Origin of the sequence: Bradyrhizobium sp. 33ap4 (assembly GCF_032654765.1) — a bacterium.
GTDB lineage: Bacteria > Pseudomonadota > Alphaproteobacteria > Rhizobiales > Xanthobacteraceae > Bradyrhizobium > Bradyrhizobium australafricanum.
The window spans coordinates 37,716-64,331 of record NZ_JAUMTJ010000017.1; the positions used below are offsets into that span (position 1 = coordinate 37,716).

Genomic DNA, 26,616 nt, shown 5'->3' on the forward strand with positions numbered 1-26,616 from the left:
AGCGCCTAGCGCTGCACGACGTGCTGGTTGGTTTCAGTAGATGCCTGCTGCATGCCGCGCGCGCCCATCTCGGCGACTTCCATCTTCAGGAGTGCGCCGGGACGCACGCGCTGCAGGCCGTTGACGACGATGCGGTCGCCGGATTTCAGGCCGGCGGAGACGATCCGCAGGCCATCGACCGAGCCGCCAAGCGTGATGGAACGATAGACGGCGCGGCTGTCGTCGCCGACCAGCATGACGAACTTCTTGTCCTGGTCGGTGCCGACGGCGCGCTCGTCGATCAGCACCAGCGTCTGCTGCTTGGGCTGGCCCATGCGCACACGGGCGAACTGTCCCGGGATCAATCGCCCATCATCGTTCTTGAATACGGCGCGGACGCGGATGGTGCCGCTCTGCCCGTTGACCTGGTTGTCGATGAGCTGGATGTGCCCCTTGGCGCTGAGGCCGCCCGACGTCACCATGTCGACCGGAATCTGGTCGAGATTGCCGCGCTTGCCGGAGGCATCCGCGATCGAGTTCAGCGCGCGCAGCACCACTTCCTCATCGGCATCGAAGCTCGCATAGATCGGATTGACCGAGACCAGCGAGGTCAGGACCGGTGACGAGGTGCCGGCGGCGACGAGATTGCCGACGGTGACCTCGATCCTGCCGACCCGGCCGTCGACCGGCGCCCGCACCTCGGTGTAGTCGAGATTGAGTTTGGCCGTCTGCAGCGCGGCCTCGGCGGCCTTGACGTTAGCGACTGCCTCGCGGTTGGCGTTGTCGCGCTGGTCGAAATCGCGCCTGGTCACGATGTTGTTGCCAACCAGCTGCGCGCCGCGCTCGACTTCGCTCGTGGTGAACACGACGCGGGCCTTGGCGGCCTCGAGCTGCGCCTGGGCGCGATCGACCTCGGCGGCGTAGGGCGCGGGGTCGATCTTGAACAGGATGTCGCCGGACTTCACCAGCGCGCCCTCGGTGAAGTTGGTCGAAAGGATCGCGCCCGCCACCCGCGGCCGGAGCTGAACCCGGTCGACGGCTTCGAGCCGGCCCGAGAAGTCATCGAACAGCGTGGTCGGCCGCGGCTGGATCACGGCAACGGTGACCGGGACCGCCGGCTCGGGGGCCGCGGCAGTCGCGGTCGCCTGTGCGGCATGGAAATAGTGGCCGGTCGCGATCGAACCGGCCACCGCGAGGGCGCCAAGGATCACGATACCGCCGACGACACGTCGGAAGCGGCCGGAACGGGGATTTTGGATTGACGAGGGCATTCACGCGCTCCAGATATCTGTAGTGTTCGCTACAGATGTGGAGCTGGACGCCGGTTCGCAAGATACTTATGTATCAAGCACTATGAATTTCTTATCTCATTCATGGGGAAATGGGAAGTCGCGGAAAAACATCACGTGCAACAAGAGGATAAGCCAGGGACAATCCGTCATAGAAACGGCACCCGGCTTACGGAGCAACGAAAAATGGGAATGGGACGCCCCCGCGCTTTCGACGCGGACGCCGCTTTGGACCAGGCCATGGACGTGTTCTGGCGCCACGGTTACGAGGGCGCGACGATCGCCCAGCTCACCGAGGCGATGAATATCAATCCGCCGAGCCTCTACGCCGCCTTTGGCAGCAAGGAGGGTCTGCTGAAGGCCGCGCTCGACCGCTACACCGAGAAGCGCGACGCCTGGATGGAAAAGGTTTTGGGCGCCGCCACCGCCCGAGAGGTGGCCGAACGATTTCTGATGGAGCACGCGGACGCCCAGACCGATCCCGCCAACCCGCCCGGCTGCCTGCTGGTGCAGGGCGGCCTTGCCTGCGGCACCGGCTCGGAGAATGTTCCATTTGAACTGGCAGCGCGCCGCACCCGAACGGAGGACCAATTGCACGAGCGTTTTGTCCGCGCGAAGGCCGAACGCGACCTGGGCGAAAGCGCCGATCCGGCCACCCTTGCCCGCTATCTCTCCGCGGTGACATCAGGCATGTGCGTGATGGCTTCCTCGGGCGCCGACCGCAACGCGCTGCGCGAGATTGCAGCGGTGTCGCTGAAGGCGTTTGATGAGCAGGCGAAGGGGTAGAGCGGTTGAAGGGGTAGAGCGGTTCACGTCAAGCGCCTGCGGCCCCAACGACGTTGGGAGTGACCGGCGATGAAGCATTGGACCGGCTGGCTGCCGGGTCTCAGCACGCTGCGTCGATATCAAGCGGCGTGGCTCCCACACGACATCGTCGCCGGGCTGGTGCTCGCGACCATGCTGGTCCCGGTCGGCATCGCCTATGCGGAGGCGTCCGGCCTGCCCGGCATCTACGGGCTCTATGCGACGATCATCCCGCTGCTCGTCTACGCGCTGTTCGGGCCGAGCCGCATCCTTGTCCTTGGGCCGGACTCGGCGCTTGCGGCCATCATCCTCGGCGTCGTCGCTCCGCTGTCTGGCGGCGATCCGATGCGTGCGGCAACCTTGGCCGCCATGATGGCGGTCGTCTCCGGGACGATATGCATCGTCGCGGGTATCGCGCGGCTGGGATTCCTGACCGAGCTTCTCTCCAAGCCGATCCGCTACGGCTACATGAACGGCATTGCCCTGACCGTGCTGATCAGCCAGCTGCCAAAGCTGTTCGGCTTTTCCATTGAAGGCGATGGACCTCTGCGCAGCCTCTGGGCGGTCATCGGAGCAATCGTCGACGGAAAGACGAATTGGGCGACCCTCGGGATCGGCCTTGCGACGCTGGCGGTGATCCTGCTGCTAGCCCGGAACAAGCGGTTGCCCGGCATTCTCATTGCCGTCGTCGCCGCGACGGTCGTCACCGGGGTTCTCGATCTCGGGGCCCGCTTCGGCGTGACGGTCCTGGGTTCGCTTCCCCAGGGCTTGCCGGGATTTGCCATTCCCCGGATCGGCTATGGCGACATCGTGCAGGTGCTGATCGGCGGCTGCGCCGTCGCGCTGGTGTCGTTCGCCGATACCAGCGTCCTGTCGCGCGCCTATGCAGGACGATTGGGCGATCGCGTTGATCCCAACCAGGAGATGGTGGGGCTCGGCGCGGCCAATCTGGCGGCCGGCTTCTTTCAGGGTTTTCCGATCAGCAGCAGCGGATCGCGAACGCCCGTTGCGGAAGCTGCCGGAGCGCGCACGCAATTGACCAGCGTCATCGGCGCGCTGGCCATCGCCTTCCTGCTGCTGATAGCGCCGAATTTGCTGCAGCACTTGCCCAACGCAGCATTGGCGGCCGTCGTCATCGCCGCTGCGCTCGGCCTGTTTGAGATCGGCGACCTCAGGCGAATCTACCGCATTCAGCAGTGGGAGTTCTGGCTATCGATGGTCTGCTTCGTCGGCGTGGCCGTGCTGGGGGTGATTCCCGGAATAGGCCTCGCCATCGTGCTCGCCATCGTCGAATTCCTGTGGGACGGCTGGCGGCCGCATTCCGCCGTGCTGGGCCGCGCCTCCGGCGTGAAGGGCTATCACGACATCACGCGATATCCGGACGCACGCCAGATCCCTGGCCTGGTGCTGTTCCGGTGGGATGCGCCGCTGTTCTTTGCCAATGCCGAGTTCTTCAAGGAACGCGCGCTGGACGCCGTGGCAAAATCCCCGACGGCGGTGCGCTGGTTGGTGGTCACGGCCGAGCCCGTCACCAGCGTGGACGTGACCGCGGGCGATATTCTCGCCGAGTTGGACGAGGCGTTGCACGCACAGAAGATCGAGCTGTGCTTTGCCGAGCTCAAGGACCCCGTCAAGGACAAGCTGAAGAAATTCGGCCTGCTGGCGCAACTCGGCGAGAATAACTTCTTCCCCACCATCGGCGTTGCCGTTGCGCGCTACCTCGAGATCAATGCTGACGTGACCTGGGAGGACTGGGAAGACCGCGCCGAGGCCTAAAGCGCGATGGGTTCAATCGTCAGCGCGCTATAAGCGCTTTTGTTTGAGCATGATCTCCGCGCAAACGCTTCGCGTTTGTCGCAGGGAAAACCGCTTCGCACTTTTCCGGATCATGCTTCCCAGCCGTCCGGGCGCATCACCACATCGTCTGTCGCGCGCGCTCCGGCCATTCCCGATCGTATTCTTCGCCGCCGACCGTGTGCTCGCTCATCTCGGCGAGGATCTGGCCCGGCGTCGGCAAGACCTTCGGATCGACCCGCTCGTCCGGATTCCAGAGATCGGAGCGCACAATCGCGCGCGCACACTGGAAATAGATCTCCTCCACATGCATTACGATCACCGTGCGCGGTGCCTTGCCCTCGATCATGAAGGAGGCGAGCAGCTCCGGCTCGGCCGTGACATAGGCGCGGCCGTTGACGCGCAGCGTGCTGCCTGAGCCCGGAATCAGGAACAGCAAGCCGACGCGGGGATCGCGAACGATGTTGCGCAGCGAATCGCAGCGATTGTTGCCGCGGCGATCCGGCATCATCAGCGTCTTCGCATCATGGATGCGCACGAAGCCCGGCAGGTCGCCGCGCGGCGAGCAATCGAGCCCTTCGGGGCCTGCGGTCGCAAGCGACACGAACGGCGATTTCTCGATGAGCACACGATAGAGCGGCGTCACGTGATCGGCGACCTTCACGGTCGACGCGTCGTTCGGGAAGCCGTAGATCGCCTCAAGCTGCTCGACCGTTTCGACCACCGACATTCGTGCCGTTCTCCTATGGTTGCTAGTCGTCCCAGCGTTCGCCCTTGATGATGCGGACAAGCTGTCGCGCATGATAGTCGGCGGTGCCGGAATTGACGATGGTGAAATCGGGCGTTGACGTGCTCTCGTCGACGGTGCGGGCCAGCCGCCGCTCGAGAAGGCCGTCGCTGCTGCGCGCCCGCATCGCGAGCCGCGCGGCCAGCACATCTGGCGGCGCCGTGACCAGCACCACGACAACATTGGCATAGTTGCGGCGCGCCGCGGCGATCACGGTACGCGAGACGTTCGCGATCACGGTGCGCCCGGCGCCGATATCGTCGTTGATCGACCGCGACAGCGCGTAGCGATGGCCGTGCGCTTCCCAGTGCATGGCGTAGTCGCCGGCGGCTACCGCGCGCTGGAAGCTCTCCGCGCTGACCTCCTCATTGTCCTCCGACGCCGAGGCCTGGCGGGTGATCAGTCGACGGGGAAACACGACATCGCGATCATCGCCACAGGCCGCCTTGGCGAACCCCAGCAGCGTATCCTTGCCGGCGCCGCTCGGGCCGACCACCAGGATCAGCCGGCCGGGACCGATTCCGGCGCGCCGATCGGCGACGACGGATGCATCGGTCATGCGACCCTCCCTCCCTCGCGCCAGACGCTGCGCACGACAGGCAGATCGCGCGCAACGTGCACGCGGATCAGGTCGGCGCGCCGGCCGACCGCGATCTCGCCGCGGTCGGTGAGCCCGACCGCTTCGGCCGGCGTCTTGGTCACGGTGCGCACGGCGGAAGCGAGATCGATCGCCGGCACATGCCGCGGCAGCTGCAGCGCCGCCATCAAAAGGCTGGACGGGATGTAGTCCGACGACAGGATATCGAGCATGCCCTCATTGGCGAGATCGACGGCCGCGATGTTGCCGGAGTGCGAGCCGCCGCGCACCACATTCGGCGCGCCCATCAAGATGTCGATGCCGGCGGCGTGCAAGCCTCGCGCGGCTTCCATCGTGGTCGGGAACTCTGCCACCGCGACCTTGTCGTTGACGGCGTCGACCACGTTCTCATCCGTGGTGTCGTCATGGCTCGCCAGCGGGATCCGGTATTCATGCGCCAGCGCGACGATCGCGCGGGTGTTCGCCACCGCATATTCCTTCTGATAGGCGAAGCGCCGTGCGAACAGCACGTCGAGCTGGGCGTCGGTCATGCCGCCGCCCTTGCCGCGATAGTAGTCGCGCAGCTTGACCTCGTCGCGGAACTGGCGCTGGCCCGGCGTGTGGTCCATCAGCGACATCAGCCGCACGTCCGGCCGGTCGATCAGCTCCTTGGCCTCGGCGACCACGTCCGGCATCGGGACCTCGCAGCGCAGATGTAGGAAGTGATCGGCGCGCAGCAGATTCTCCTCGCGCGCCGCCGCGATCGCCGCCGCCAGCACGCCGGCGCGGCCGTCGACATCCTCGGCGCCGTCCTCGCGCCAGACCCGCAGCGAATCCAGCACCGTGGTGATGCCTGAGGTCGCGAGCTGCCCGTCATAGGAGATCACGGCCGCGACCGGATTCCAGAACACCTTCGGCCGCGGCACATAGTGCATCTCGAGATGGTCGGTGTGCAGCTCGATCAGCCCGGGCATCAGGAGATCGCCGCCGGCATCCTCGGCGGCCTCGGGCGCCCTGCCCTCGTCGAACTCGGCGATCTTGCCATCAGCAATCGCGACCCAGCCCTGCTCGATCACGCGATCGGCGAGGACCAGCCGGGCGTTGCCGATGATAGTGTCTTGCTTGGCGGTCATTTCAAACGGTCCTTCAGGCAGCAGCCGCGAACGAGGTCACATCGACGATGCGGTCGGCAATCAGATGACGGATTTCGTCGTCATGGACAATGGCGACCATCGCGACGCCCTTGGTTTTCTTCTCCGCGATCAGCTCGACCACCACGGCGCGATTCGCCGCATCGAGCGAAGCGGTCGGCTCGTCCAGCAGCAGGATCGGCAGGTCCGAGATGAAGCCGCGCGCGATGTTGACGCGCTGCTGCTCGCCGCCGGAGAAGGTCGAGGGCGGCAAGGTCCACAGCCGCTCCGGAATGTTGAGCCGGCGCAGCAGCTGGCCGGCGCGCGCGCGGGCCTCCTCGCGCGCCACGCCGTTGACGATCAAAGGCTCGGCGACGACGTCGATCGTCGCCACCCGCGGCACGGCGCGCAGGAACTGGCTGACATAGCCGATGGTCGAGCGGCGGATGCTCAGCACCTGGCGCGGCTCGGCGGTGGCAAGGTCGACAACCATGCCGTGATGGCGGATGCCGATCCGGCCGCTGTCGCAGCGATAGTTGCCGAAGATCATCTTCAGGATGGAGGATTTGCCGGCGCCCGACGGGCCCGACAGCACCACGCACTCACCCGGATCGGCGTGGAACGAGACGCCGCGCACCACGGGCAGTTCGACGCCGCCCTGCAGATGCATGGTGAAGGTCTTCTCGGCGTTGGCAAGTTCGATCATCGCGGTCATTGGCACGCTCATGGCGGAAGAATCGAGGAAACGAGCAGCTGCGTATAGGGCTCACGCGGATCGTCGAGCACCTGGTCGGTGAGGCCGGTCTCGATGACGCGGCCGCCCTTCATCACCATCACGCGATGCGAAAGCAACCGCGCCACGGCGAGATCGTGGGTCACGACGATCGCGGCGAGCCCGAGCTCGCTGACGAGGTTGCGCATCAGGTCGAGCAAACGCGCCTGCACCGAGACGTCGAGGCCGCCGGTCGGCTCGTCCATGAACACCAGCCGCGGCTCGGTGACGAGGTTGCGGGCGATCTGCAGCCGCTGCCGCATGCCGCCGGAATAGGTCTTCGGCGCGTCGTCGATGCGGCCGGTATCGATCTCGACCCGCTCCAGCCAGGTCGACGCGGTGTCGCGGATGCGGCCGTAATGATTCCAGCCGACCGCCATCAGCCGCTCGCCGACATTGGCGCCGGCCGAGACGCCCATGCGCAGCCCCTGCGCCGGGTCCTGGTGCACGAAGCCCCAGTCGGTGCGGAACAGGAAGCGCCGCTCGGCCTCGCCGAGTTCAGCGAGATCGCGCAGCACGCCGTCGCGCATCCGGTAGCACACCCGGCCCGCGCTCGGCGCGAGCTGCGCCGAGAGCAGCTGCAGCAGCGTCGACTTGCCCGAGCCGGACTCGCCGACGATCGCCAGCACCTCGCCGGGATAGAGCGCGAACGAGACGTCGCGGCAGGCGGCAAGCCGGCCGTAATTCTTGGCAAGCCCCTCGGCCACCAGCAACGGCTCGTCGTTGTCGAGGCTCGAGAGCTCAGACATGCGCCTTCTCCTTGTGCGGCGCTGCGCTCTCGGTGCCGTGATGGCCGGCGGCCTGGCGCTGCTCGCAGAAGTCCGTGTCGGAGCAGACGAACATCCGCGCGCCCTTGTCGTCGGTGATGATCTCGTCGAGATAGGAATTGTCGGCGCCGCACAGCGCGCAGGGCGCGTTGAAGCGGTAGCGCGTGAACGGGTGATCCTCGAAGTCCAGCGACACCACGGTGGTGTAGGGCGGGATCGCGTAGATGCGCTTCTCGCGGCCGGCGCCGAACAGTTGCAGCGCCGCGCAATTGTCCATCTTCGGATTGTCGAATTTCGGCGTCGGCGACGGGTCCATTACGTAGCGTGCGTTCACCTTCACCGGATAGGCGTAGGCGGTCGCGATATGGCCGAAGCGCGCGATGTCCTCGTAGAGCTTGACGTGCATCAGCCCGTATTCGGCGAGCGCGTGCATGCGCCGCGTCTCGGTCTCGCGCGGCTCGAGGAAGCGCAGCGGCTCGGGGATCGGCACCTGATAGACCAGCACCTGTCCGGCATGCAGCGACGCCTCGGGAATGCGGTGCCGGGTCTGGATCACGGTCGCGTCCGTGGTCGAGGTCGTGGTCGCGACACCCGCGGTCTTGCCGAAGAATTTGCGGATCGAGATCGCGTTGGTGGTGTCGTCCGAGCCCTGGTCGATCACCTTCAGCACGTCGTCGGGACCGAGGATCGCGGCGGTCACCTGCACGCCGCCGGTGCCCCAGCCATAGGGCATCGGCATCTCGCGGCTCGCAAACGGCACCTGATAGCCGGGGATCGCGATCGCCTTGAGGATCGCGCGGCGGATCATCCGCTTGGTCTGCTCGTCGAGATAGGCGAAATTGTACGTCGGCGCGTTCATTCCGCGGCCTCCTGCATTTCCACGGCCTCGTTGGCTTCCGCGAACTCCTGCCGCAGCTTGCGCAACAGGCCGAGCTCGGACTGGAAGTCGACATAGTGCGGCAGCTTGAGATGCTCGACAAAGCCGGTCGACTGGACATTGTCGGAGTGCGACATCACGAACTCCTCGTCCTGCGCCGGCGCCGCCGCCTCCTCGCCGAGCTCGCGCGCACGCAGCGCGCGATCGACCAGCGCCATCGACATGGTCTTGCGCTCGCTCTGCCCGAAGGCGAGGCCATAGCCGCGGGTGAAGCACGGCGCCTCGGTCGTCGAGCCCTTGAACTGGTTGACCATCTGGCACTCGGTCAATTCGATCGAGCCCAGCGGCACGGCAAAGCCCGCGTCCTCGGCGAAGAACTCGACCTCGACCTCGCCGAAGCGGATCTCGCCGGCGAAGGGGTGATTGCGGCCGTAGCCGCGCTGCGTCGAGTAGCCGAGCGCGAGCAGGAAGCCCTCATCGCCGCGCGCCAGATTCTGCAGCCGCAAATCGCGGTCGGCCGGAAAGCTCAGCGGCTCGCGCGTGAGGTCGCCGACCGGCGTGTTGCTATCTGCCTGCGGCGAGGATTCGATCAGACCGTCACGGCCGAGAATGTCGGTCACCCGCGGCGTGGCGGCCTGCGAGGCCTCCGCGGTCGCCGGCTGCTCCGGCACAAAGCCTTCAGCGAGCTGCGGATCGAGCAGGCGATGGGTGTAGTCGAAGGTCGGCCCCAGGATCTGGCCGCCCGGAACGTCCTTGAAGGTCGAGGAGATCCGCCGCCGCACCTGCATCTCGCCGGTGTTGACCGGCTCGGTGGCGCCAAAGCGCGGCAGCGTGGCACGGAAGGCGCGGACCAGGAAGATCGCCTCGATCATGTCGCCGCGCGCCTGCTTGATCGCGAGCGCCGCGAGCTCGCGGTCGTAGAGCGAACCTTCGGTCATCACGCGATCGACGCCGAGCGCGAGTTGCTCGGAAATCTGTGCCAGCGTCACCTCGGGCACCTCGCGGTCGCCGCGCCGCTCATGCGCGAGCAGACGATGGGCGTTCTCGATGGCGCGCTCGCCTCCCTTGACGGCTACATACATCGCTCACACTCCGCTTGCGATCAGCCGCGTGGTGCGCGGGATCGCCACAATGGCATCGTCATGGACCAGCACGACATCGATGCCGCGCGGGAACAGGGCTTCGTTGATCGCAAGCCGCTGGAACAGGTCGCGCGGCTTGAGCATCGCCTGCAGCACGGCGCTCCCGTCGATACCGGGCCCTTTCAGCTCGAAGGCCGGCCCCTGCGACAGGCTGTCGACCTGCAGGATCAGCGTGGTCGACCGGTCAGGATATTCGCTGCTGCCGAATGCGAAGCGATCGAGCGCCGGCAGGCTCGCGGCATCGCCGATCAAAGCGAAGCTCGCGATCGAGGAATCGGCCACCACCGGCGCGCTGGCGTGAAACTTCAGCCAGCGGGCGACGTCCGGCGTCGCCGACATCGCAGCGTCAAGCCAGATCGGCGTGTCGTGATCGAACAGCGTCAGCGCGATCGCGGCCGAGCCGCGCATCATGCCGGCGGGCGTTCCGACGCTCGCGGCGACGCGCTGCACGCTGCCCGGGCGCGCCATCGCATCCATCACGGAACGGAAAGCCGACTGCGCCGACAGCACCTTGTCGGCAAAGCCCGCGGGCATTTCGGCAATCGTCGTCATTGCATCATCCCTCACCGCGCACCATCGTGTAGAAATCGACCCGCGTCGCCGCGGTTTCCGCTGCCTTGCGGCCGCGTTCGGCGTTCATGGCGACGCGCAGCGGCGCGATCACCTTGGCCTCCACCTCGCCGGACAACTCCGCCGACTGCACCATGGCGTCGCACAGCGCGATCATCTGCGCCTTCCGCGCGTCGCGGCCGAGCGTGTAGCCGAAGCCGACCTCGCCGGTCGCAAGCCGCACCGCCGCGCGCGACACCGTCGCCTCGCCGAGATTGAATGGCGCACCGTCGCCGCCGATCCGCCCGCGCAGCATCACAAGGCCGTTTTCCGGCTCGCGCAGGTTCTCATGCGCGGGCACCGCGATCGCGGCCAGCCTGCCTGCGATGTCCGTAGCGGCGGCGTGCGCCAGCACCGTCATCGCGGCCTTGCGCTGGGCCTGTTTGCTGTTTGGTCCGGTCGAACTCATGGTCGAACTCATGGGCAAACCTTTGGGCAACCTTGCATCAAGTTGTCTATGATACTAGACAACTTGATAGCGGAGCGCCATGACTGTTTCGTGACAAACCAAAGATTTCTGGTATCACCGCGCCATGAGCATGCAGGAAAGTTCCGGCGTCGCCTTGTGGCGGCAGGTCGCCGACGGCATCGAGCGCGGCATCGCTGACGGCCGCTTCGCCGCCGGCGAAAAGCTGCCCGGCGAGATGGAGATCGCCGAGACGTACCGGGTCAACCGGCACACCGTGCGGCGGGCACTCGCCGCATTGGCCGAGCGCGGCCTGGTGCGCGCGGAGCGCGGCAGCGGCACCTATGTCGAAGCCCAGCGCCTCGCCTATCCCTTGCGCTCACGCACGCGGTTCTCCGAGATCGTCGGCGCCGGCGGTCACGAGCCGCGCGGCCAGCTGATCGATGCGAGCAGCGACACCGCCAATCGCGAGCTTGCGCGCGAGCTCGGCCTGAAGATCGGTGCGCCGCTGATCCGGATCGAAGCGGTGCGGCTCGCCGACCGGACGCCGATCTGCGTCTCCACCACCTGGCTGTCGGCCGAGCGGTTTCCCGATGCCGGCAGCGTGTTCGCCAACGTCCGCTCGATGACGAAGCTGCTCGGGCATTACGGCGTCAAGGACTACCACCGCGCCTCGACCCGGATCACCGCGGCGATCGTCGATGCGACCGACGCCGCGCGACTCGACCTGCCGCTGGGACGGCCGGTGCTGGTGGTCGACGCCACCGACGTCGACATACTGGACCAGCCGTTGGTGACCAAGCGCTCGCGCTTCGCCGCCGAGCGCGTGGAGTTTCTGGTCGAGAACGGCTGACAATCCCCTTTGTAATCCGAACTAAACGGTCGAGCCCTGCAAGGCCCGATGTCTTGTTACACACGCCCACGGCCAGTATGAACGTTGGTCGTCGTCAGGTGCCCGATATTGCCTCGCTGCGCAACCACGGCTCATCCATGAGCCGATCGAGCACCCCCCCAGGTAAAAGCGCGGTACGATCCACTGCTCTCCAGCGCGAGATCGACCAGCACGGTATCGCGCACTTGGCCCGCGCGTGTTTGCGGCTCCTTCAAGGACATGGCGGGGCTCCGACTGGCGTGCGGCCACGTCGCGGCCGGCGAACGATAGACAAAGCAGCCATCAGCTCCTGCCGGGAAGCGGTTGCGGGAGTGGTTGCGGACGCTCGATTCCTGGCCGCCCAGGTCTCGGAGGCCGAGTGACCGGGCGGTGGCCTGGCCGTCGCCATCCGTGCCATCCCGCCGGACCACCCCAACCCATGCCGCGCCTTGAACCAAAACCACACCGATACCAACCGCCGCCGCGCCATCCCCTGCTGTACCAACAGTAGCGGTGGCCCCTCCAGGTGAATTGGACAGTTTCCGCGAGACGAAGCTCGTCGGCGGCCTGGCGCAGACCCAGCGGCGCAATGAGGCCGGCCTGCGAACGACCGCTGGTCGCCGTGATCGCCACCGAAGCAATCCCAAGTGCTAGGCCCCATAGAAACAATTTGCGCATGATTTTCTCCCGGCTCCTGGTTGCGCGGAAGGGAAGCGACCGCGGAGCCGAACGCCGCAGCCAACCTCATCGCTGGCGATCCGCCCAAGGACCGATGCTGTTGCGCACTGATCCCCACGCAAGTCCGCAGCGTATTAGGCCGCCACAAGATCGGCGACTAGGCAGCCTTGGCCTGAGTTGCGGCTGCGAGCGCGTCGCGAAGGTGCTGCTCCTTCTTTTCATCGAGCGAGGTCGTCAGGACGATCCCTCCCGCATCCTTGATCGCATTGAGAACCTTGTCTGAGGTCATGGACTTGATCAGCAGGAACAGAACGGCATCTCCCGATTTCACCTTCGACGCGAGATCCTTCATGAACTGGTCTCTGATCCCGAAATCGGTCAGCGCACCGCTCAAAGCGCCTGCGCCGGCTCCGAGCGCCACGCCGAGAAGGGGATTCAGGAATACCATCCCCAAGAGCAGTCCCCAGAAGCTGCCACTGGCGGCGCCGGTCATGGTGGTGTTCACGAGCTGATTGAGCTTTACAGCGTCCCCGGTTTTGACTGCGATCACGGCATCGCTGATCGTGATCAGGTACTCGCTCTGAAGCTTGAGTATTTTTTGCCGAACTTCCTCTGCTTTGACTTCGGATGGGTACACGATCGCAACGAGATCTGACATTGAACACTCCCTGATGGCTCGAAGTGCTGCCCCTATTCCGCGCGTGATGCACGGCCGAAACTTAGCACAGACCCGAAAGTCTCTTGCCGCGCAATCATGCACGCAGCTTCACAATCCCGAGATGTTTTTAGCGCTCGGTGCAATTGAGTAAGCGACATTGTCGCATGTGTCTCGAACAAGGACTCGCCGCAAGCCTGTGTGCCGCGCCCTTCTGAGTTCGACCCGTGCGACCAAAAAGCCGTCGCGGGATCGGCCGGATGACAAATCCTCATCCCGTGCTGACTTCAGGGCGCCGCTGCTTTAGGTTGATTGGTTCAATTGTCGGTGCACTGCGAAGAGAGCACGCATGTCGACGGCGATCTCGGTCCTCGGTGGAGTTGGTTTGTTCCTGCTTGGCATGAGCGTCATGACCGCCGGCCTCAAGGGACTCGCCGGATCCAAATTGCGGACAGTCCTGAGCAAGGCAGCAGCGACCCCGCTATCCGGTGCGCTGTGGGGCGCCATCGTGACCTTGATCGTGCAATCGTCCAGCGCCACGACGATGACCACCATCGGTCTGGTAAGCGCGGGCGTGCTGACCTTTCCACAAGGGCTGGCCCTGGTGTTCGGTGCGAACGTCGGAACCACGGGAACCGGCTGGCTCGTTGCGCTGATCGGCGTTCGCGTCTCCCTCACGGCCGCGGCGCTCCCGATGATTTTCGTCGGCGCATTGATCAAGCTGTTGGGCGGTGGCCGTGTATCCGCAGCGGGAGCAGCCCTTGCGGGGTTCGCGCTGGTGCTGTTCGCGCTGACGACCCTGCAGCAGGGCATGGGAGGACTAGCCGAACGGTTGCACCCGGCGGACTTGCCGGCCGTTCTCGGCGCCACCTGGTGGGCCGGCTTGTACGGGGTGCTGGCGCTGGCCGTCGTCGGACTGGTGATGACCGCCGTGATGCAATCGTCGACCGCGGCTATCGCGGTGACGCTCTCGGCACACTATGCTGGAGCCATCGGCCTAGACCAGGCATGCGCACTGATCATTGGGCAGAACATCGGAACGGCGACCAGTTCCGCCATGGCGGCAATCGGCGCGAGCAGCACCGCCAAGCGATTGGCCTTGGCGTACATCCTGTTCAAGCTGATTGCGGCGGCTATTGCGCTGGTGCTCTTCCCCGTGACCATTCCCCTTCTGGTCCGCGCCTCAGACAGCATTGGTGGTGTAACGCTGCTTGCAGCTTATCACACCGCCTACAACGTCATCGGCGTCCTGGTGCTGCTGCCTGTGATCAATGGCTTTACCCGGTTCGTCGAGCGCATCCTGCCCGAACGAGGCTCACCGCTGACCAGGTGCCTGGATCCGGCAGCGCTCGCGACCCCGATCGCAACCGTCGAGGCAGTGCGACGCACGGTCGCGCGCGCGCTTGAAGCGATGTGCGGATCATTGGCGACAGCACTGTCAACAGCGAGTCAGGACGCCTCCGTCCCGGCGAGACAGAACACAGTGCCAGCGGGGGAAGCTGCCTCTGCCCTGCGCCAGGCGCAGGAGTTCATATCAGAAGTAAGTGGACCTCCTGAATCGCAGAATGAGCAGCGGCGGCTCACCAGCACGGTACATGCACTTGACCACGCGTCTCGCCTGGCCGAAACCTTCGGCGAGGAAATCGAACTCGGTCGGCTCCCCAGCGGCTCCCAGGACATGCGCGCGGTGGAACTCTGCGTGGAGGCCATGCGTAGCGCGGCATCGCTCGCCGCTGAAGTCGCTGTCGTGCCCGACGCTTCCGATTCCGCCAGAAAGATCAAGCCGAGAACAGCGTCGACGCGGTCGCACCAGTCAGGGAAGGCACTCGCCACAGCCGGGACATCGACCGAGCAGGCCCTTGCGCATCTGGAACACTGCGCGAAAGCACTCGGCGAAGTGCGGAGAGACCACCGCAAGGCCACGCTCGACTCAGTGGCGGATGGAACGACGATCGCGGACGACGCAATCGCTCGCGTCGATACCGTACGGCGCCTTGAAACGCTCACGCATCACGCCTGGCGCTCCCTCGCGCATCTTCACGGTCGCAGCGCATAGTGCGATACAAAACTCGAGGCGCCCCGCAAGAGCAGGGCGAGGCAAGGTTCTACACCACGGCGCGCTGGCCGATGATGGCAAAACGCAGCTTGCTCGAGATGAAGTCGATCGCGGCGACCGCGATGAGAATCATCAGGATCAGGAACGACACCTTCTGCCATTCCAGCACGCGGATCTGCTCGGCGAGCTGCAGTCCGATGCCGCCGGCGCCGACGATGCCGATGATGGTAGCCGAGCGGGTGTTCGACTCGATGAAGTAGAGCACCTGCCCGGCGATGACAGGCAGCACCTGCGGCAGCAGGCCGAAACGGATCTCATGCAGTGCGCTGCCCCCGGAAGCGCGGATGCCCTCGACCTGCTTGCGGTCCGCCGCCTCGATCGCCTCGGAGAACAGCTTTCCGAACGCGCCGAAGTCCGAAACCATGATCGCGAGCACGCCGGCGAACGGGCCGAGGCCGACGACATTGATCCAGACCAGCGCCCAGATCAGCGTATCGACGCCGCGGATCGAATCCAGGAAGCGCCGCACCGGGAAGCGGATCAGGTTCGAGGGGATGATGTTGCGCGCCGCCAGCAGGCTGACCGGCAGCGCGAACAGCGCCGCAAGCGTGGTGCCGAGCAGCGCGATCGACAGCGTCTCGCCGAGTGCCTGCATGTAGAGCGGGAACGACGAGCCGGGATTCGGCGGGATCATCAACATGGTGATCCAGCCGAGCTGGCCGATGCCCGCGATCAGCCGCGACGGCGAGAAGTCGAGATCGACCAGGCCGAACACGAAGATCGCGAGCGCCGCCACGATCATCGCCGGCAACGCCAGCCGCGCTGACGCAGGCCGGTCGAAGGCGTCGGGGTATTTCGCGCGCAGCTCGCTGGTGTCCGGCCTCGGCATCTGGCTCATCGCCGCGTCTCCTTGCCGAACAGCCGGCCACGCAGCCAGCCGGTCGAGATGTCGATGATGAAGACGGTGACGATGATGGTGATGAGGATGGCGCTGACGTCGGAATAGTAGAACTTGCGGATCGCGACCACCAGCTCCTGGCCGATGCCGCCGGCGCCGACGAAGCCCATCACCGAGGCCTCGCGGACGTTGATCTCGAAGCGCAGCAGCGCATAGCTGGCATAGCCGGCCGAGACCTGCGGCAGCACGGCAAAGCGCATGCAGGACAGCCAGCTCGCGCCGGTGGAGCGGATGCCCTCGACCGGCTTCATGTCGGCATTCTCGACGATCTCGGCGAACAGCTTGCCGAGCGCCCCGGTGGTGTGGATCGCGATTGCCAGCACGCCGGCCATCGGCCCGAGGCCGAACGCGATCACGAAGATCAGCGCGAACACGATGCCGGGGACGGTGCGGGCGAATTCCAGCAGGCGGCGGATCGTGAAACGTACCCACGGGCCCGGTGACGTATTCTGGGCCGCGAAGAAATTGAGCGCGAAGGCGAGCACGGCACCCGTCAGCGTGCCGACATAGCTGATCAGGATCGTCTCGCCGAGCATCTTCAGCCACTTATGCCAACCCCAGAACCATTCGGCGGGATCGGTCCAGACCCGCGCGCCGGAATCCAGCGTCAGGATGCGATCGAAATAGCTGACGAAATTGCCGAAATAGGTGAACAGCGTGCGCAGGTTCACTTCCGCGCCGAACGCCGCGATCACCAGCACCGCACAGAATGCCGCCGTTGCCAGCGCGGCCTTCAACCGCTTGCGTGCGACGGACTTGCGGTAGGCGTCCCCCAGCGTCACCAGTTGCTGCGCTGGAAGAATGGATACGGCGGTCGCCATCGACGCGTGCCAGTCCGGTTCGGAGTTGAGTGGAGAGAAAGGGCCGGGCTATACGCCCGACCCTCGTGACGTCAGGCGTGCGATCAGCTCGCCTTCTTTCGCAAACCGTCGACGAACTTGATCAGCTCGATGGTGCCGTCCCAATCCTTGGTGGTGGCGGGATGGAAGCCCTTCTTCTGACCGTCGGACAGACGGTCGAAGGCGGCCTTGTCCTTGGTCGGGGCGTCGAAGAAGGCCTTTGCGATCGCGGCCTTCAGGTCCTCCGGAAGATCGGTGTTGTACGCATAGGGGCCGTTGATGATCAGCGCCGACTTGTGGATGATGCGGAAATCATCCTTCTTCATCGCCGAGCCGTCGGCATTCTTCAGCATGCCCTTGGTCAGCATCTGGGCGAGCGTGGAATCATCCTCGTTGGTCCACTGGTTGGCGGCCACATCAACGGTTCCCTGCGACAGCGCCAGGACGGCGTTCTCGTGGCTGCCGGTGAACACGACCTTGCCGAAAAAGCCTTCGGCGTTCGTGATGCCCATCTTGTTGAGTTCGAAGCGCGGCACGTTGTTGCCGGACGTCGAGTTCGGATCGACCAGGCCGAGATTCTTGCCCTTCAGGTCCTCGACGGTCTTGTACGGGCTCGACGCCTTGACGAAGAACACCGAGTAATAGCCGGTCGAACCGTCGGCGTTCATATCGTTGGCGAACGCGTCGGTCTTGACGCCGGTCAAGCGCGCGCGAGAGAACGAGGCCGAGCCGTAGCTGGCGATCTGGATGTTGCCGGCGCGCTGGCCTTCGATGACGGCCGCGTAGTCGTTGGCGATGCGCAGTGTGACCTTCACGCCGAGTTCCTTCGACAGATACGCCACGAACGGCGTCCAGCGCTCGGTGACGCCGGAGGCGTTCTCGGCCGGCACCACCGCGAAGGTGAGCTCCGGATACTTTGCCTTCCAGTCCTGCGCGGAGGCCGAACCGGCAAATGCCAGCGCGGCGGCGCCAGCCAGAATGATGCGACGAGTGAACATGACTACCCCTCTTTTGTTGTAGTTGCACCTGTTGGCCGGGCAAAATGCCCGGCCTCCCAGATTGAAAAATGCGCGACGCTCAGGCCGCGGCTGCGGTGCCGAGTGCCGGCGCAGTTGCACCGTCGGGCGCGGGCAGCGGTGCTGCGCCGATGACGTCATTGGCCTCGAGGTCATAGAGCTCGCGGGCGATATGGTCGGTGAGCGCCGCGGGGGCGCCATCGAACACCACGCGACCCGCGGCCATGCCGACCAGGCGGTCGCAATAGGTCCGCGCCAGGTCGAGCGAGTGCAGATTGCAAAGCACCGTGATGCCGAAATGCTTGTTGATGCGCAGCAGCGCGTCCATCACGATCTTGGTGTTGCGCGGATCGAGCGAGGCGATCGGCTCGTCGGCGAGAATGATGTCGGGCTCCTGCACCAGCGCGCGGGCGATCGCGACGCGTTGCTGCTGGCCGCCGGAGAGCTGGTCGGCGCGCTGTGCCGCCAGCTGGGCGATGTCGAATTGCTCGAGCGCCGACAGTGCGAGCGCCCTGTCCTGCTCCGGCCAGACCTGCGCCAGCGAGCGCCATGACGGAATCTGGGCCAGCCGGCCCATCAGCACGTTGGTCAGCACATCAAGGCGGCCGACCAGATTGAACTGCTGGAAGATCATCGCCGAGCGCGCGCGCCACCGCCGCAGTTCCTTGCCGCGCAACGCGGTGACGTCGGTGCCCTCGAACAGGATACGGCCGGAGGTCGGATCGGCGAGACGGTTGATCATCCGCAGCAGCGTCGACTTGCCGGCGCCGGAGCGGCCGATCACGCCGACAAAGCTGCCCGGCGCGATCGAAAAGGACGCGTTGTCGACTGCGGCTTTCGTGCCGAAACGGCACGTCAAACCTTCCACCACCAGCATGTAATGCTCCAACCGCGCCTCGTTGGGCCATCGCTATCCCCGGCGTTTTACAGTTATGTGACGACGGCGCTGCGGTGCGGCGATCGTCCACACCCCTCCCTTGTCGCTCCCTTGCCGTCATCGCAACGTCATGATGTTGTCATCAAGCATCCCGATGACGAGCGCGCATCCCCCGGAAGCCCAAGATTCTTGAAGATTTGCGGAGGCCCTGATGGCCGGAAAAACACTCTCGGTTGTGCCGACCGTCGACCCGACCGCGTCGGTCCGTGAGAGCAAGCTCGGCAAATATACCGAGGTCGGCGCGCGCACGATCCTGCTTGAAGTGAGCATGGATGACTATTCCTACGTCGTGAATGACAGCCAGATCACCTACACCTCGATCGGCAAGTTCTGCTCGATCGCGGCGATGACCCGCATCAACCCCGGCAACCACCCGATGCATCGCGCGACTCAAGCGCATTTCACCTACCGCGCCAGCGCGTATTTCCCCGGAGAGAGCGACGACACCGACTTCTTCAACTGGCGACGTGCGCATCACGTGCATATCGGCCATGACGTCTGGATCGGGCACGGTGCGATCCTGTTACCAGGACGGAACATCGGAACCGGCGCTGTCGTCGCTGCCGGCGCGATCGTGACCAAGGACGTTCCCGCATACACCATCGTTGCCGGTAATCCGGCGCGGCCCGTGAAGCGGCGCTTCTCCGAGACGATCGCCGACCGCCTCGCCGCGCTCGCATGGTGGGACTGGGATCACGAGACGCTCCGCCGCGTCCTGCCCGACTTTCGCAAGCTCGCGGTCGAGGAATTCCTCGACAAGTACGAGGCCGAGGCCGTATCCAAATCGCAAGCCAAACAACGGAGCGCCGCATCGTGACGGACATTTTCATCGAGGGCGGGCGCACGCTGGTTGACGGCGCCCTGGTCGAGACCTCGCTGCGGACCGCAGGCCGCGACATCGGCGCGCTCGACGCCGAGCAGGGTCGCGCCGTGCTTCACATCGATGCCAGTGGCCTCCTGGTGCTGCCCGGCATCATCGACCTGCATGGCGATGCGTTCGAGCGGCAGATGATGCCGCGCCCCGGCGTCGACTTCCCGACCGACGTGGCGCTGATCGACAGCGACCGGCAGGCGATCGCCAACGGCATCACCACCGTGTTCCATGGCGCGACCTGGTCGTGGGAGCCCGGCCTGCGCAGCGCGGAGAATGCGCGCAAGCTGCTCGATGCGATCGAGGCGCTGCGGCCGCAGCTCGTCGCCGACACCCGCTTCCATCTGCGCCACGAGACCCACAATCTCGAGGCCGAGGCCGAGATCATTCAATGGCTCAGTGAAGGCCGCATCGACCTGTTCGCCTTCAACGACCACAGCAACGTCAAGCCGAAGAAGCGCAACCAGCTGGCCGAGCGCACCGGGCTCTCCGTCGAGGCCGTCAACGACATGCTCGACCGGATCGTGGCGCGCCGCCCCGAGGTGCCCGCCTCGATCGCGCGACTCGCCGCCGCCGCGCGCGCGGCCGATATCCGCATGCTCTCGCATGACGACAACAGCCCGGCGATGCGCCAGGAGTTTCGCGCGCTGGGCGCCACGATCGCCGAATTCCCTGTCAACGAGGAGACCGCGCGCGACGCTGCGGCGGCGGACGACTTCATCGTGTTCGGCGCGCCCAATGTGGTGCGCGGCGGCAGCCATACCGGCTGGACCAAGGCATCCGACATGATCGCGCAGGGCCTCTGCTCGGTGCTGGCGTCGGACTATTACTATCCGGCGCAGTTGCTCGCGGCGTTCCGCCTCGTCGCCGATGGCATCCTGCCGCTCGCCAGGGCCTGGGACCTGATCTCGTCGGCGCCGGCCCGCGCGGCCGGGCTCGCCGATCGCGGCGTGCTCGCCGCGGGCCGCCGTGCCGACATCATCGTCGTCGACGACAAGGCGCCGCTGCGGCCGCGCATCATCGCCGTAATAGCGGCCGGACGGCTGGTGCATCTGGCGGACGCGAGCTGCCTCGTTCATTCACTCGCGCCGCGCAAGACGGTTGCGGCGGCGTAGCCCAGTCCCATGGCCAGCACTCCGCGCTACGCGATCTATTATGCGCCGTCACCCGACAGCGTTCTGCACCGCTTCGGTTCGACACTGCTCGGCTACGATGCGGTGTCGGGCGACGACCTGCCGTTTCCCGAAGGCGTCACGCCGGACTGGCGCGAGATCACCGAAGATCCGCGCAAGTATGGATTCCACGCCACGCTGAAAGCGCCCACCGCGCTCGCCGACGGTCGAAGCGAGGCCGAGCTTCTCGATGCCTGTGCCGCCTTCGCCGGCCGCGCGCGGCGCATTCCGGTGATCGAACCGGTGGTCGATGCGATCAGCGGCTTCATCGCGGTGATCCCGGCCAGCCGCTCGGATGATCTGCAGCAGCTTGCCGCCGATTGCGTCACCGAATTCGACGCGTTCCGCGCGCCGCTGACGCCGGAAGATCGCGCGCGCCGCAGGCCAGAGAAACTCACCGCGCGGCAGTGCGACTATCTTGACCGCTGGGGCTATCCCTACGTCATGGAGGAGTTCCGCTTCCACATGACGCTGACAGGGCGGCTGAGCGACGAGCGGCGCGGCCCGATCGTGGCGCAGCTGCGCTCACGGTTCGCGGCGGTCGACCTCGCGCGGCTCGCAATCGACCGCATCGCGCTGTTCAAGCAGACCGACAGCGCATCGCGCTTCCGCATCATCGGCAGCTGGCCGTTGCGGGCGTAGCGCGCGCTATTCCTCCGCCCGGGTGCGGGCGATGATCTCGGCGGCGCCCTTCTCCAGCAGCTCCATGCCCACGGCGCGGCCGAGTTCGCGCGGCCGGTCCGCGGGTCCGCGCCGCGTCACGTCGATGAAGCCGGCGCCGGCCTCGTCGAGCACGGAGGCGCGCAGCGTCATCTCGGCTCCCGCGAGCGTGGCGTGGCCCGCGATCGGCGAATTGCAATGACCGTTGAGCACCCACAGCACCTCGCGCTCGGCCTCGGCCGCAAGCCGCGACTGCACGTTGTCGATCCCGGCAAGCCGCGCACGCGTCGCCCAGTCGGTCTCGACGCATTCCACCGCGACAATGCCCTGGCCGACCGCCGGCAGCATCTCGCCGACCGAGAAATCATGCGCGATGCGCGCGGTCATGCCGATGCGCTCCAGGCCCGAGCGCGCCATCACCAGCGCATCCGCCGGCCCCACGTCGCCGCCGCCGGGCAGCCGCTGCTTGTCGCCGCGATCGAGCTTGGCCACGCGCGTGTCGGCGGCGCCGCGATAATGGATCACGGTCGCTTCCGGAAACAGCCGGCGCAGATAGGCGGCGCGGCGCACGGCGTTGGTGCCGATCATGAAGCCCTTGCCGCGCGCGGCGCGCAGCGTTTCCAGCGACAGGCCGGGACGCAGCACGAGGCTGTCATTGGCGGCATCGCGCGCCAGCATCGCGGCGATGACAAGACCCGGCGTCTCCTCGTTGCCCGGCACGTCCTTCAGCGAATGCATCGCCGCCTGCAAGGTGCCGGCACGCATGGCTTCGCGGATCTCGGCGACGAAGGCGCCGCCCTTGCCGCCATGACGCAACAGCTTGCTGGTCTGGTCCTGGTCGCCGCGGGTCTCGAACTTGACGATGTCGACGGCAAGGTCCGGCGCCGAAGCGCGCAGCAGGCGTGCGACCTCATCTGTCTGCGCGAGCGCCATCGCGCTCTTGCGCGTCCCAATCCGCAAAACCTGTCCCGACACGAAAGCTCCGCTACGCGTGATCATCACCGGTGGGGGATTAGAACAAAAAGCCAGTCAAAACAACGGTTTTTGCCCCTCTTTGGCGACGCTCAGACGAGCTCCTCGACAAGCTCCACCCCGGCCGCGCGCATCGCCGCGGTGGCGACGGCAAGCGAACCGCCGAGATCGATGGCGCGGCAGCCTGCCAGCACCACCGTGGTCTCGAAACCGAGCCGGCGCGCATCGAGCGCCGAATACTGCACGCAATAGTCCGTGGCGAGCCCCGCCATCACAATGCGCTTGAGGCCGCGCTCGCGCAGATAGCCGGCGAGCCCGGTCGGCGTCTTGCGGTCGTTCTCGAAGAACGCCGAATAGGAATCGATCGCGGCCCGGAACCCCTTGCGGATCACGAGCTCGGCCCGCTCGGTGGCGAGGTCAGGATGAAACGCGGCGCCCGCGCTGCCCTGGATGCAATGATCCGGCCACAGCGTCTGCGGCCCATACGGCATGGCGATCTCGGAGAACGGCGCCGCGCCCGGATGCGAGGTCGCAAACGAGCTGTGGCCGGCCGGATGCCAGTCCTGGGTCAGCACGACATGGTCGAACCGGCCGGCCAACCGGTTGACGACCGGCACGACGGCATCGCCGTCCGCGACCGCCAGCGCGCCGCCGGGGCAGAAATCGTTCTGCACGTCGATGACCAGCAACAGATCGTCGGGCGCAATCTTCATCATGTGCCGATCCGCAACGATGCGCGCAGCTTGCGCAGGCAGGCGATCACCGACAGCGCGGTGATGCGGCCGGTCTTCGGGTTCTCCGAGGGAATGTTCTCGATCATCATCGAGAACCGCGCGGAATCTGAATCGACCTCGATCCGGTGGGTGTTGCGGGTCACGGTGGGATCCGCCCAGATCTCGACCCTTGTGCGGTCGGGGCCGATGCCAGCCAGCGACAGCGCCACCGCGACGTTGAGGTTGGCCGGAAAACCCTTTGCGGCGTCGCGCGCACTGCCCTCGAAGATGCGCAGCGGCTCGGTGATGCCTTCGATCCGGATGTTGTTCTCGACCAGATGCGGCGCGCCGACGAGGCCCGCGACCGGCTTGCGCGTCACCAGCCTCGCCGAATGAATGGTCCCGATCGCCGCGGCGGTCACCGCATCGAGCCCGATCAGCGCGCCGGTCGGCACGATGATCTGGCCGCCATGGGCCTTCGCGAGATCGACGAGGTCCTCGTTCTGCAGCAGCGCGCCGACGCTGAGCACGACCGCGGTCTTGCCGCGCTCGACCACCGGCGCCACGATCGAACGGACCAGTTTGCTCGGCGCGCATTCGACCACGATGTCGGCGACCTCGGCCAGCTGCTCGATCGGCACCAGCTTCGGCGCAGACTTGAGCTCCGCCACCCAGCCGCGATGCTTGTCCGGGCTGTTCGCCGACACCGCAACCAGCGTCAGGCCCTCGATGCCCTGATCGAGCGCCTTGACGACGTCGGTGCCGATCGCGCCGAGGCCGGCGACCGCAACCCGTGTCCTTGCCTTGCTGTCAGCCATCATTTCCCGCCGGCGAGCATCTTGACCAGGCGATAGAGATACTCCTCGCCCTCGTAGAACGACTTGACGAGCACGCGCTCGTCCTTGCCATGGATACGGTTGTCGTCGACATCGGCGGCCAGCCCGGAGTGGCCATAGGTCGGAATCCCCGCGTTACGCAGATAGCTGCCGTCGGTCGCGCCGGTGCTCATGACCGGAACGATCGACGCATCCGGCCAGAACTCCTTCGACAGCTTCTCGATCGAACCCATGATCTCCTCGTTGAGGGGCGACGGCGGGCTCAGCACGGCCTTGCCGGTCGGAGCCACCGCGATCTCCTTGTCGGCGAGCACGCGCTCGATCGTCGCCTGCACGCCCTCGACCGGCTCGCCGGGCAGGATCCGGCAGTTCACCTTGGCGGTCGCCAGCTGCGGCAGCGCGTTGATGGCGTGGCCGCCCTCCAGCATGGTCGCAACGCAGGTGGTGCGGAGCTGCGCATTATAACCCGGATTCTCCGACAATCGCTCCAGCGCCGCCGGGCCGGGCTGCGGCGCCAAAATGGCCTTGATATCGTCGGCATGCGACGTGTCGACCTCGGCGGTCTTGGTGAAATAGATCCGGGTGGTCTCGTTGAGATTCATCGGGAAGCTGTAATTGGAGAGCCGCACCAGGCCTTCGGCGAGATGATAGATCGCGTTGTCCTTGCGCGGCAGCGACGAGTGGCCGCCGCGATCCTTCACCGTGAGCTGGTAGCCGATCGAGACCTTCTCGCTGGTCTGCACGCTGTTGCGGATCGCCTTGCCGTTCTTGAGACCGACGCCGCCGCCTTCATTGAGCGCGAACTCGGCATCGATCAGGTCGCGGTGGTTCTTGATCAGCCACTGCATGCCGAGACCGTTGGCATCGAGGATCTCCTCGTCGGTCTCGAGCGCCACGATGATGTCGCGATCGGGCTTGTAGCCCTCCTTCTTGTAGCGGATCAGATTGGTGATGAAGGCGGACGCCATGTATTTGTCGTCGCTGGAGCCGCGGCCGTAGAAATAGCCGTCCTGCTCGGTGAGCTTGAACGGATCGACCGACCAGTCCTCGCGGTTGGCGGGGACGACGTCGATATGGGCGACCAGGAGGATCGGCTTGCGCGCGCCGGAGCCGTGCAGCCGCGCCACCAGATTGCCCTTGTGCGGCGCCGGCGAGAACACGTGCACGTCGGCCTCGGGGAAGCCAGCCGCGCGGAGCCGCGCGCCCATCGCCTCCGCTGCCTTCTGGGTATCGCCGGTCGCGGTGGTCGTGTTGATCTCGACCAGCTCCTGGTAGATGCCGCGGGCGAATTGCTGCTGCTCGGTCAGCCCCTGCGCCGCGGCGCCGGTTGCCAGCAGCGCCGGACCAAGCGCTGCCGCGAGCCGCAGCGATCGAACCGTGTCTCTAGCCTTGTGCGACATCGTACTCTCCCAGAATTCCGCCGCCTGATCGGAGACGAATTCAGACAGGCGACACGCGCTTTGGCAAGACGGCGAGCCCTTCAATTTCCGCGCGCATGCTCCGCGGTTTCGCGCACGCTATTTGCAGTCCTTATTTCGAGTCCTTGGCCGCGATCACCTCGATCTCGACCAGGAATCCGGGATTGGCGAGCGCGGCGACGCCGACCACCGAGCGCGCCGGCAGGTTCGGCTGGCTGCCGCCGAAGAACTGGGTGTAGCCCTCCATGAAGGCCTTGAAGTCCATCGGCGCGGATGCGTTGTGCACCAGGAATACCTGCATCTTGACGACGTCGCCCATGCCAAGGCCCTGGCCTTCCAGAATGGCCTTGATGCGGTTGAGCACGCCGACGGTCTGCGTCTTGGTATCGCCATAGGCCTGCGGGCTTGACGGATCGGCGTCCTTGTTGATCGCCGGCGGCACCTGGCCGCTGACATAGACGGTCGTGGTGTTGCCGGTGACGGTCACGGCCTGCGCGATCGGGAATGTCGAGTTGGGAATCGGATGCCTGACCACATCCGCGCAGGCGACCGTCGCCACCGCGGATAGCGCCGCGCCCAGTGTGATACCGATGAATTTCATCAAACTCTCCCCGAGTGTTTTTGTCAGCGGCGGGCGTCCTGGACATCCTTGGTCGTCACCGCGTCCTCATAGTTGTTGCTGAAGTGCGTCCGCAGATAATTCACAACGGCGGCGACCTGACCATCGGTCATCATGTCGCCGAACGCCGGCATGCCGCGGCGGCCGTTGATGACCAGGAAGACCGGATAGCTGCCGGCCTCGAGATTCTTGTTGCCGGCCAGCGACGGGTAGCTGCCCGCCCCGCTGGCGCCCGTCGCATCCGGCATGTGGCAGCCCTGGCACACATTGGCGAACAGCTCCTCGCCGGTCATCTCGACGAAGCGGTAGCCCGAAGAGAAGGTGCGCTTGCCCGCGCCGCTGTCCTGCCCAAGGGCTGCCGTCGCCCACAGCAGCGCCAGTCCAGCGACGACGGATGTTGCGGTCCGCATCA

Annotated in this window: 28 protein-coding genes; 7 read left to right on the forward strand and 21 right to left on the reverse strand. The window is 65.9% G+C overall.

From position 1 onward, the window contains the following. Nucleotides 1-5: 5 nt before the first annotated feature. Complete coding sequence (locus Q2M23_RS15030) at nt 6-1,250, reverse strand: efflux RND transporter periplasmic adaptor subunit (RefSeq protein ID WP_057015431.1); 1,245 nt, start codon at nt 1,248-1,250, stop codon at nt 6-8. 204 nt (nt 1,251-1,454) lie between these two features. Here Q2M23_RS15030 and Q2M23_RS15035 point away from each other — a divergent pair, with 204 nt between their 5' ends. Together Q2M23_RS15035 and Q2M23_RS15040 are read left to right on the forward strand one after the other, a co-directional pair. Beyond that, complete coding sequence (locus Q2M23_RS15035) at nt 1,455-2,054, forward strand: TetR/AcrR family transcriptional regulator (RefSeq protein WP_028339538.1); 600 nt, start codon at nt 1,455-1,457, stop codon at nt 2,052-2,054. Nucleotides 2,055-2,123: 69 nt separating this feature from the next. Beyond that, complete coding sequence (locus Q2M23_RS15040; RefSeq protein WP_316395985.1) at nt 2,124-3,848, forward strand: sulfate permease; 1,725 nt, start codon at nt 2,124-2,126, stop codon at nt 3,846-3,848. Nucleotides 3,849-3,984: 136 nt separating this feature from the next. On the opposite strand, the gene Q2M23_RS15045 is transcribed toward Q2M23_RS15040, so the two are convergent. Genes Q2M23_RS15045 through phnG form a run of 9 tightly spaced genes read right to left on the reverse strand, consistent with a single transcriptional unit; the run spans nt 3,985 to nt 10,936 of the window. Then, nucleotides 3,985-4,596, reverse strand: a complete 612-nt coding sequence (locus Q2M23_RS15045; protein WP_316395986.1) for a pyridoxamine 5'-phosphate oxidase family protein — start codon at nt 4,594-4,596, stop codon at nt 3,985-3,987. A gap of 22 nt (nt 4,597-4,618) precedes the next feature. After that, nucleotides 4,619-5,212 carry a phosphonate metabolism protein/1,5-bisphosphokinase (PRPP-forming) PhnN gene (gene phnN / locus Q2M23_RS15050; RefSeq protein WP_316395987.1) on the reverse strand — a complete coding sequence of 198 codons (594 nt, stop codon included), beginning with the start codon at nt 5,210-5,212 and terminating at the stop codon, nt 4,619-4,621. Continuing rightward, a complete protein-coding gene (locus Q2M23_RS15055; RefSeq protein ID WP_076829001.1) occupies nt 5,209-6,363 on the reverse strand; it encodes an alpha-D-ribose 1-methylphosphonate 5-triphosphate diphosphatase in 1,155 nt (384 codons plus the stop codon). Before Q2M23_RS15055 ends, phnN begins: the two co-directional genes overlap by 4 nt. A 13-nt stretch (nt 6,364-6,376) precedes the next feature. Continuing rightward, nucleotides 6,377-7,075: a phosphonate C-P lyase system protein PhnL gene (phnL, locus tag Q2M23_RS15060; RefSeq protein ID WP_057015437.1), complete on the reverse strand. Its 699-nt coding sequence runs from the start codon at nt 7,073-7,075 to the stop codon at nt 6,377-6,379. Between the two features lie 8 nt (nt 7,076-7,083). Continuing rightward, nucleotides 7,084-7,881 carry a phosphonate C-P lyase system protein PhnK gene (phnK, locus tag Q2M23_RS15065; RefSeq protein ID WP_028339544.1) on the reverse strand — a complete coding sequence of 266 codons (798 nt, stop codon included), beginning with the start codon at nt 7,879-7,881 and terminating at the stop codon, nt 7,084-7,086. After that, nucleotides 7,874-8,758, reverse strand: a complete 885-nt coding sequence (locus Q2M23_RS15070; protein ID WP_316395989.1) for an alpha-D-ribose 1-methylphosphonate 5-phosphate C-P-lyase PhnJ — start codon at nt 8,756-8,758, stop codon at nt 7,874-7,876. The genes phnK and Q2M23_RS15070 overlap by 8 nt, the downstream gene beginning before the upstream one ends. Then, nucleotides 8,755-9,858 (reverse strand): carbon-phosphorus lyase complex subunit PhnI, encoded by a 1,104-nt coding sequence (locus Q2M23_RS15075; RefSeq protein ID WP_076829004.1) that lies wholly within the window; start codon nt 9,856-9,858, stop codon nt 8,755-8,757. Before Q2M23_RS15075 ends, Q2M23_RS15070 begins: the two co-directional genes overlap by 4 nt. 3 nt (nt 9,859-9,861) lie before the next feature. Next, entirely contained in the window at nt 9,862-10,470 is a 609-nt protein-coding gene (gene phnH / locus Q2M23_RS15080; RefSeq protein ID WP_316395990.1) for a phosphonate C-P lyase system protein PhnH, read from the reverse strand. Between the two features lie 4 nt (nt 10,471-10,474). Next, the gene (phnG, locus tag Q2M23_RS15085; protein ID WP_141341820.1) at nt 10,475-10,936 is read right to left on the reverse strand and encodes a phosphonate C-P lyase system protein PhnG; all 462 of its coding nucleotides are present in this window, start codon (nt 10,934-10,936) and stop codon (nt 10,475-10,477) included. 124 nt (nt 10,937-11,060) lie between these two features. Here phnG and phnF point away from each other — a divergent pair, with 124 nt between their 5' ends. Next, nucleotides 11,061-11,786, forward strand: a complete 726-nt coding sequence (gene phnF, locus Q2M23_RS15090) for a phosphonate metabolism transcriptional regulator PhnF (RefSeq protein WP_316395991.1) — start codon at nt 11,061-11,063, stop codon at nt 11,784-11,786. An 853-nt stretch (nt 11,787-12,639) separates the two neighbouring features. Here phnF and Q2M23_RS15095 read toward each other — a convergent pair. After that, a complete protein-coding gene (locus Q2M23_RS15095) occupies nt 12,640-13,140 on the reverse strand; it encodes a DUF1269 domain-containing protein (protein WP_076829007.1) in 501 nt (166 codons plus the stop codon). A gap of 346 nt (nt 13,141-13,486) precedes the next feature. On the opposite strand from Q2M23_RS15095, the gene Q2M23_RS15100 reads away from it, so the two are divergent. Continuing rightward, nucleotides 13,487-15,193, forward strand: coding sequence for a Na/Pi symporter (locus Q2M23_RS15100; RefSeq protein ID WP_316395992.1), 1,707 nt, complete (start codon nt 13,487-13,489; stop codon nt 15,191-15,193). Between the two features lie 49 nt (nt 15,194-15,242). On the opposite strand, the gene phnE (Q2M23_RS15105) is transcribed toward Q2M23_RS15100, so the two are convergent. The 4 genes from phnE (Q2M23_RS15105) to phnC all read right to left on the reverse strand — a co-directional run bounded on the left by phnE (Q2M23_RS15105) (nt 15,243) and on the right by phnC (nt 18,883). After that, nucleotides 15,243-16,091 (reverse strand): phosphonate ABC transporter, permease protein PhnE, encoded by an 849-nt coding sequence (phnE, locus tag Q2M23_RS15105; RefSeq protein WP_316395993.1) that lies wholly within the window; start codon nt 16,089-16,091, stop codon nt 15,243-15,245. Then, nucleotides 16,088-16,972, reverse strand: a complete 885-nt coding sequence (phnE, locus tag Q2M23_RS15110; protein WP_316395994.1) for a phosphonate ABC transporter, permease protein PhnE — start codon at nt 16,970-16,972, stop codon at nt 16,088-16,090. Before phnE (Q2M23_RS15110) ends, phnE (Q2M23_RS15105) begins: the two co-directional genes overlap by 4 nt. Nucleotides 16,973-17,055: 83 nt before the next feature. Further along, nucleotides 17,056-17,988, reverse strand: a complete 933-nt coding sequence (gene phnD, locus Q2M23_RS15115; RefSeq protein ID WP_316395995.1) for a phosphonate ABC transporter substrate-binding protein — start codon at nt 17,986-17,988, stop codon at nt 17,056-17,058. A 79-nt stretch (nt 17,989-18,067) separates the two neighbouring features. Further along, complete coding sequence (gene phnC / locus Q2M23_RS15120; protein WP_028334545.1) at nt 18,068-18,883, reverse strand: phosphonate ABC transporter ATP-binding protein; 816 nt, start codon at nt 18,881-18,883, stop codon at nt 18,068-18,070. A 211-nt stretch (nt 18,884-19,094) separates the two neighbouring features. Here phnC and Q2M23_RS15125 point away from each other — a divergent pair, with 211 nt between their 5' ends. From Q2M23_RS15125 to Q2M23_RS15135, 3 genes are read left to right on the forward strand one after another with little or no spacing between them, the layout of a single operon-like run. After that, nucleotides 19,095-19,760, forward strand: a complete 666-nt coding sequence (locus tag Q2M23_RS15125) for a chloramphenicol acetyltransferase (RefSeq protein WP_141341832.1) — start codon at nt 19,095-19,097, stop codon at nt 19,758-19,760. Next, on the forward strand, nt 19,757-20,929 hold the full coding sequence (locus Q2M23_RS15130; protein WP_316395996.1) for an alpha-D-ribose 1-methylphosphonate 5-triphosphate diphosphatase: 1,173 nt from the start codon (nt 19,757-19,759) through the stop codon (nt 20,927-20,929). Before Q2M23_RS15125 ends, Q2M23_RS15130 begins: the two co-directional genes overlap by 4 nt. Nucleotides 20,930-20,938: 9 nt before the next feature. After that, complete coding sequence (locus Q2M23_RS15135) at nt 20,939-21,628, forward strand: DUF1045 domain-containing protein (RefSeq protein WP_253640462.1); 690 nt, start codon at nt 20,939-20,941, stop codon at nt 21,626-21,628. A 6-nt stretch (nt 21,629-21,634) separates the two neighbouring features. On the opposite strand, the gene hemC is transcribed toward Q2M23_RS15135, so the two are convergent. The 6 genes from hemC to Q2M23_RS15165 form a co-directional block, all read right to left on the reverse strand. Further along, nucleotides 21,635-22,645: a hydroxymethylbilane synthase gene (gene hemC / locus Q2M23_RS15140; protein WP_316395997.1), complete on the reverse strand. Its 1,011-nt coding sequence runs from the start codon at nt 22,643-22,645 to the stop codon at nt 21,635-21,637. Nucleotides 22,646-22,710: 65 nt separating this feature from the next. Then, on the reverse strand, nt 22,711-23,331 hold the full coding sequence (pncA, locus tag Q2M23_RS15145; RefSeq protein WP_141343115.1) for a bifunctional nicotinamidase/pyrazinamidase: 621 nt from the start codon (nt 23,329-23,331) through the stop codon (nt 22,711-22,713). Then, nucleotides 23,331-24,149, reverse strand: coding sequence for an aspartate dehydrogenase (locus Q2M23_RS15150; protein WP_316395998.1), 819 nt, complete (start codon nt 24,147-24,149; stop codon nt 23,331-23,333). Before Q2M23_RS15150 ends, pncA begins: the two co-directional genes overlap by 1 nt. Then, the gene (locus tag Q2M23_RS15155) at nt 24,149-25,567 is read right to left on the reverse strand and encodes a M20/M25/M40 family metallo-hydrolase (protein ID WP_316395999.1); all 1,419 of its coding nucleotides are present in this window, start codon (nt 25,565-25,567) and stop codon (nt 24,149-24,151) included. Before Q2M23_RS15155 ends, Q2M23_RS15150 begins: the two co-directional genes overlap by 1 nt. Before the next feature lie 130 nt (nt 25,568-25,697). Then, nucleotides 25,698-26,186, reverse strand: a complete 489-nt coding sequence (locus tag Q2M23_RS15160; RefSeq protein WP_316396000.1) for a Rid family hydrolase — start codon at nt 26,184-26,186, stop codon at nt 25,698-25,700. A gap of 23 nt (nt 26,187-26,209) precedes the next feature. Continuing rightward, entirely contained in the window at nt 26,210-26,614 is a 405-nt protein-coding gene (locus tag Q2M23_RS15165) for a cytochrome c (protein WP_316396001.1), read from the reverse strand. Between the last annotated feature and the right edge of the window lie 2 nt (nt 26,615-26,616).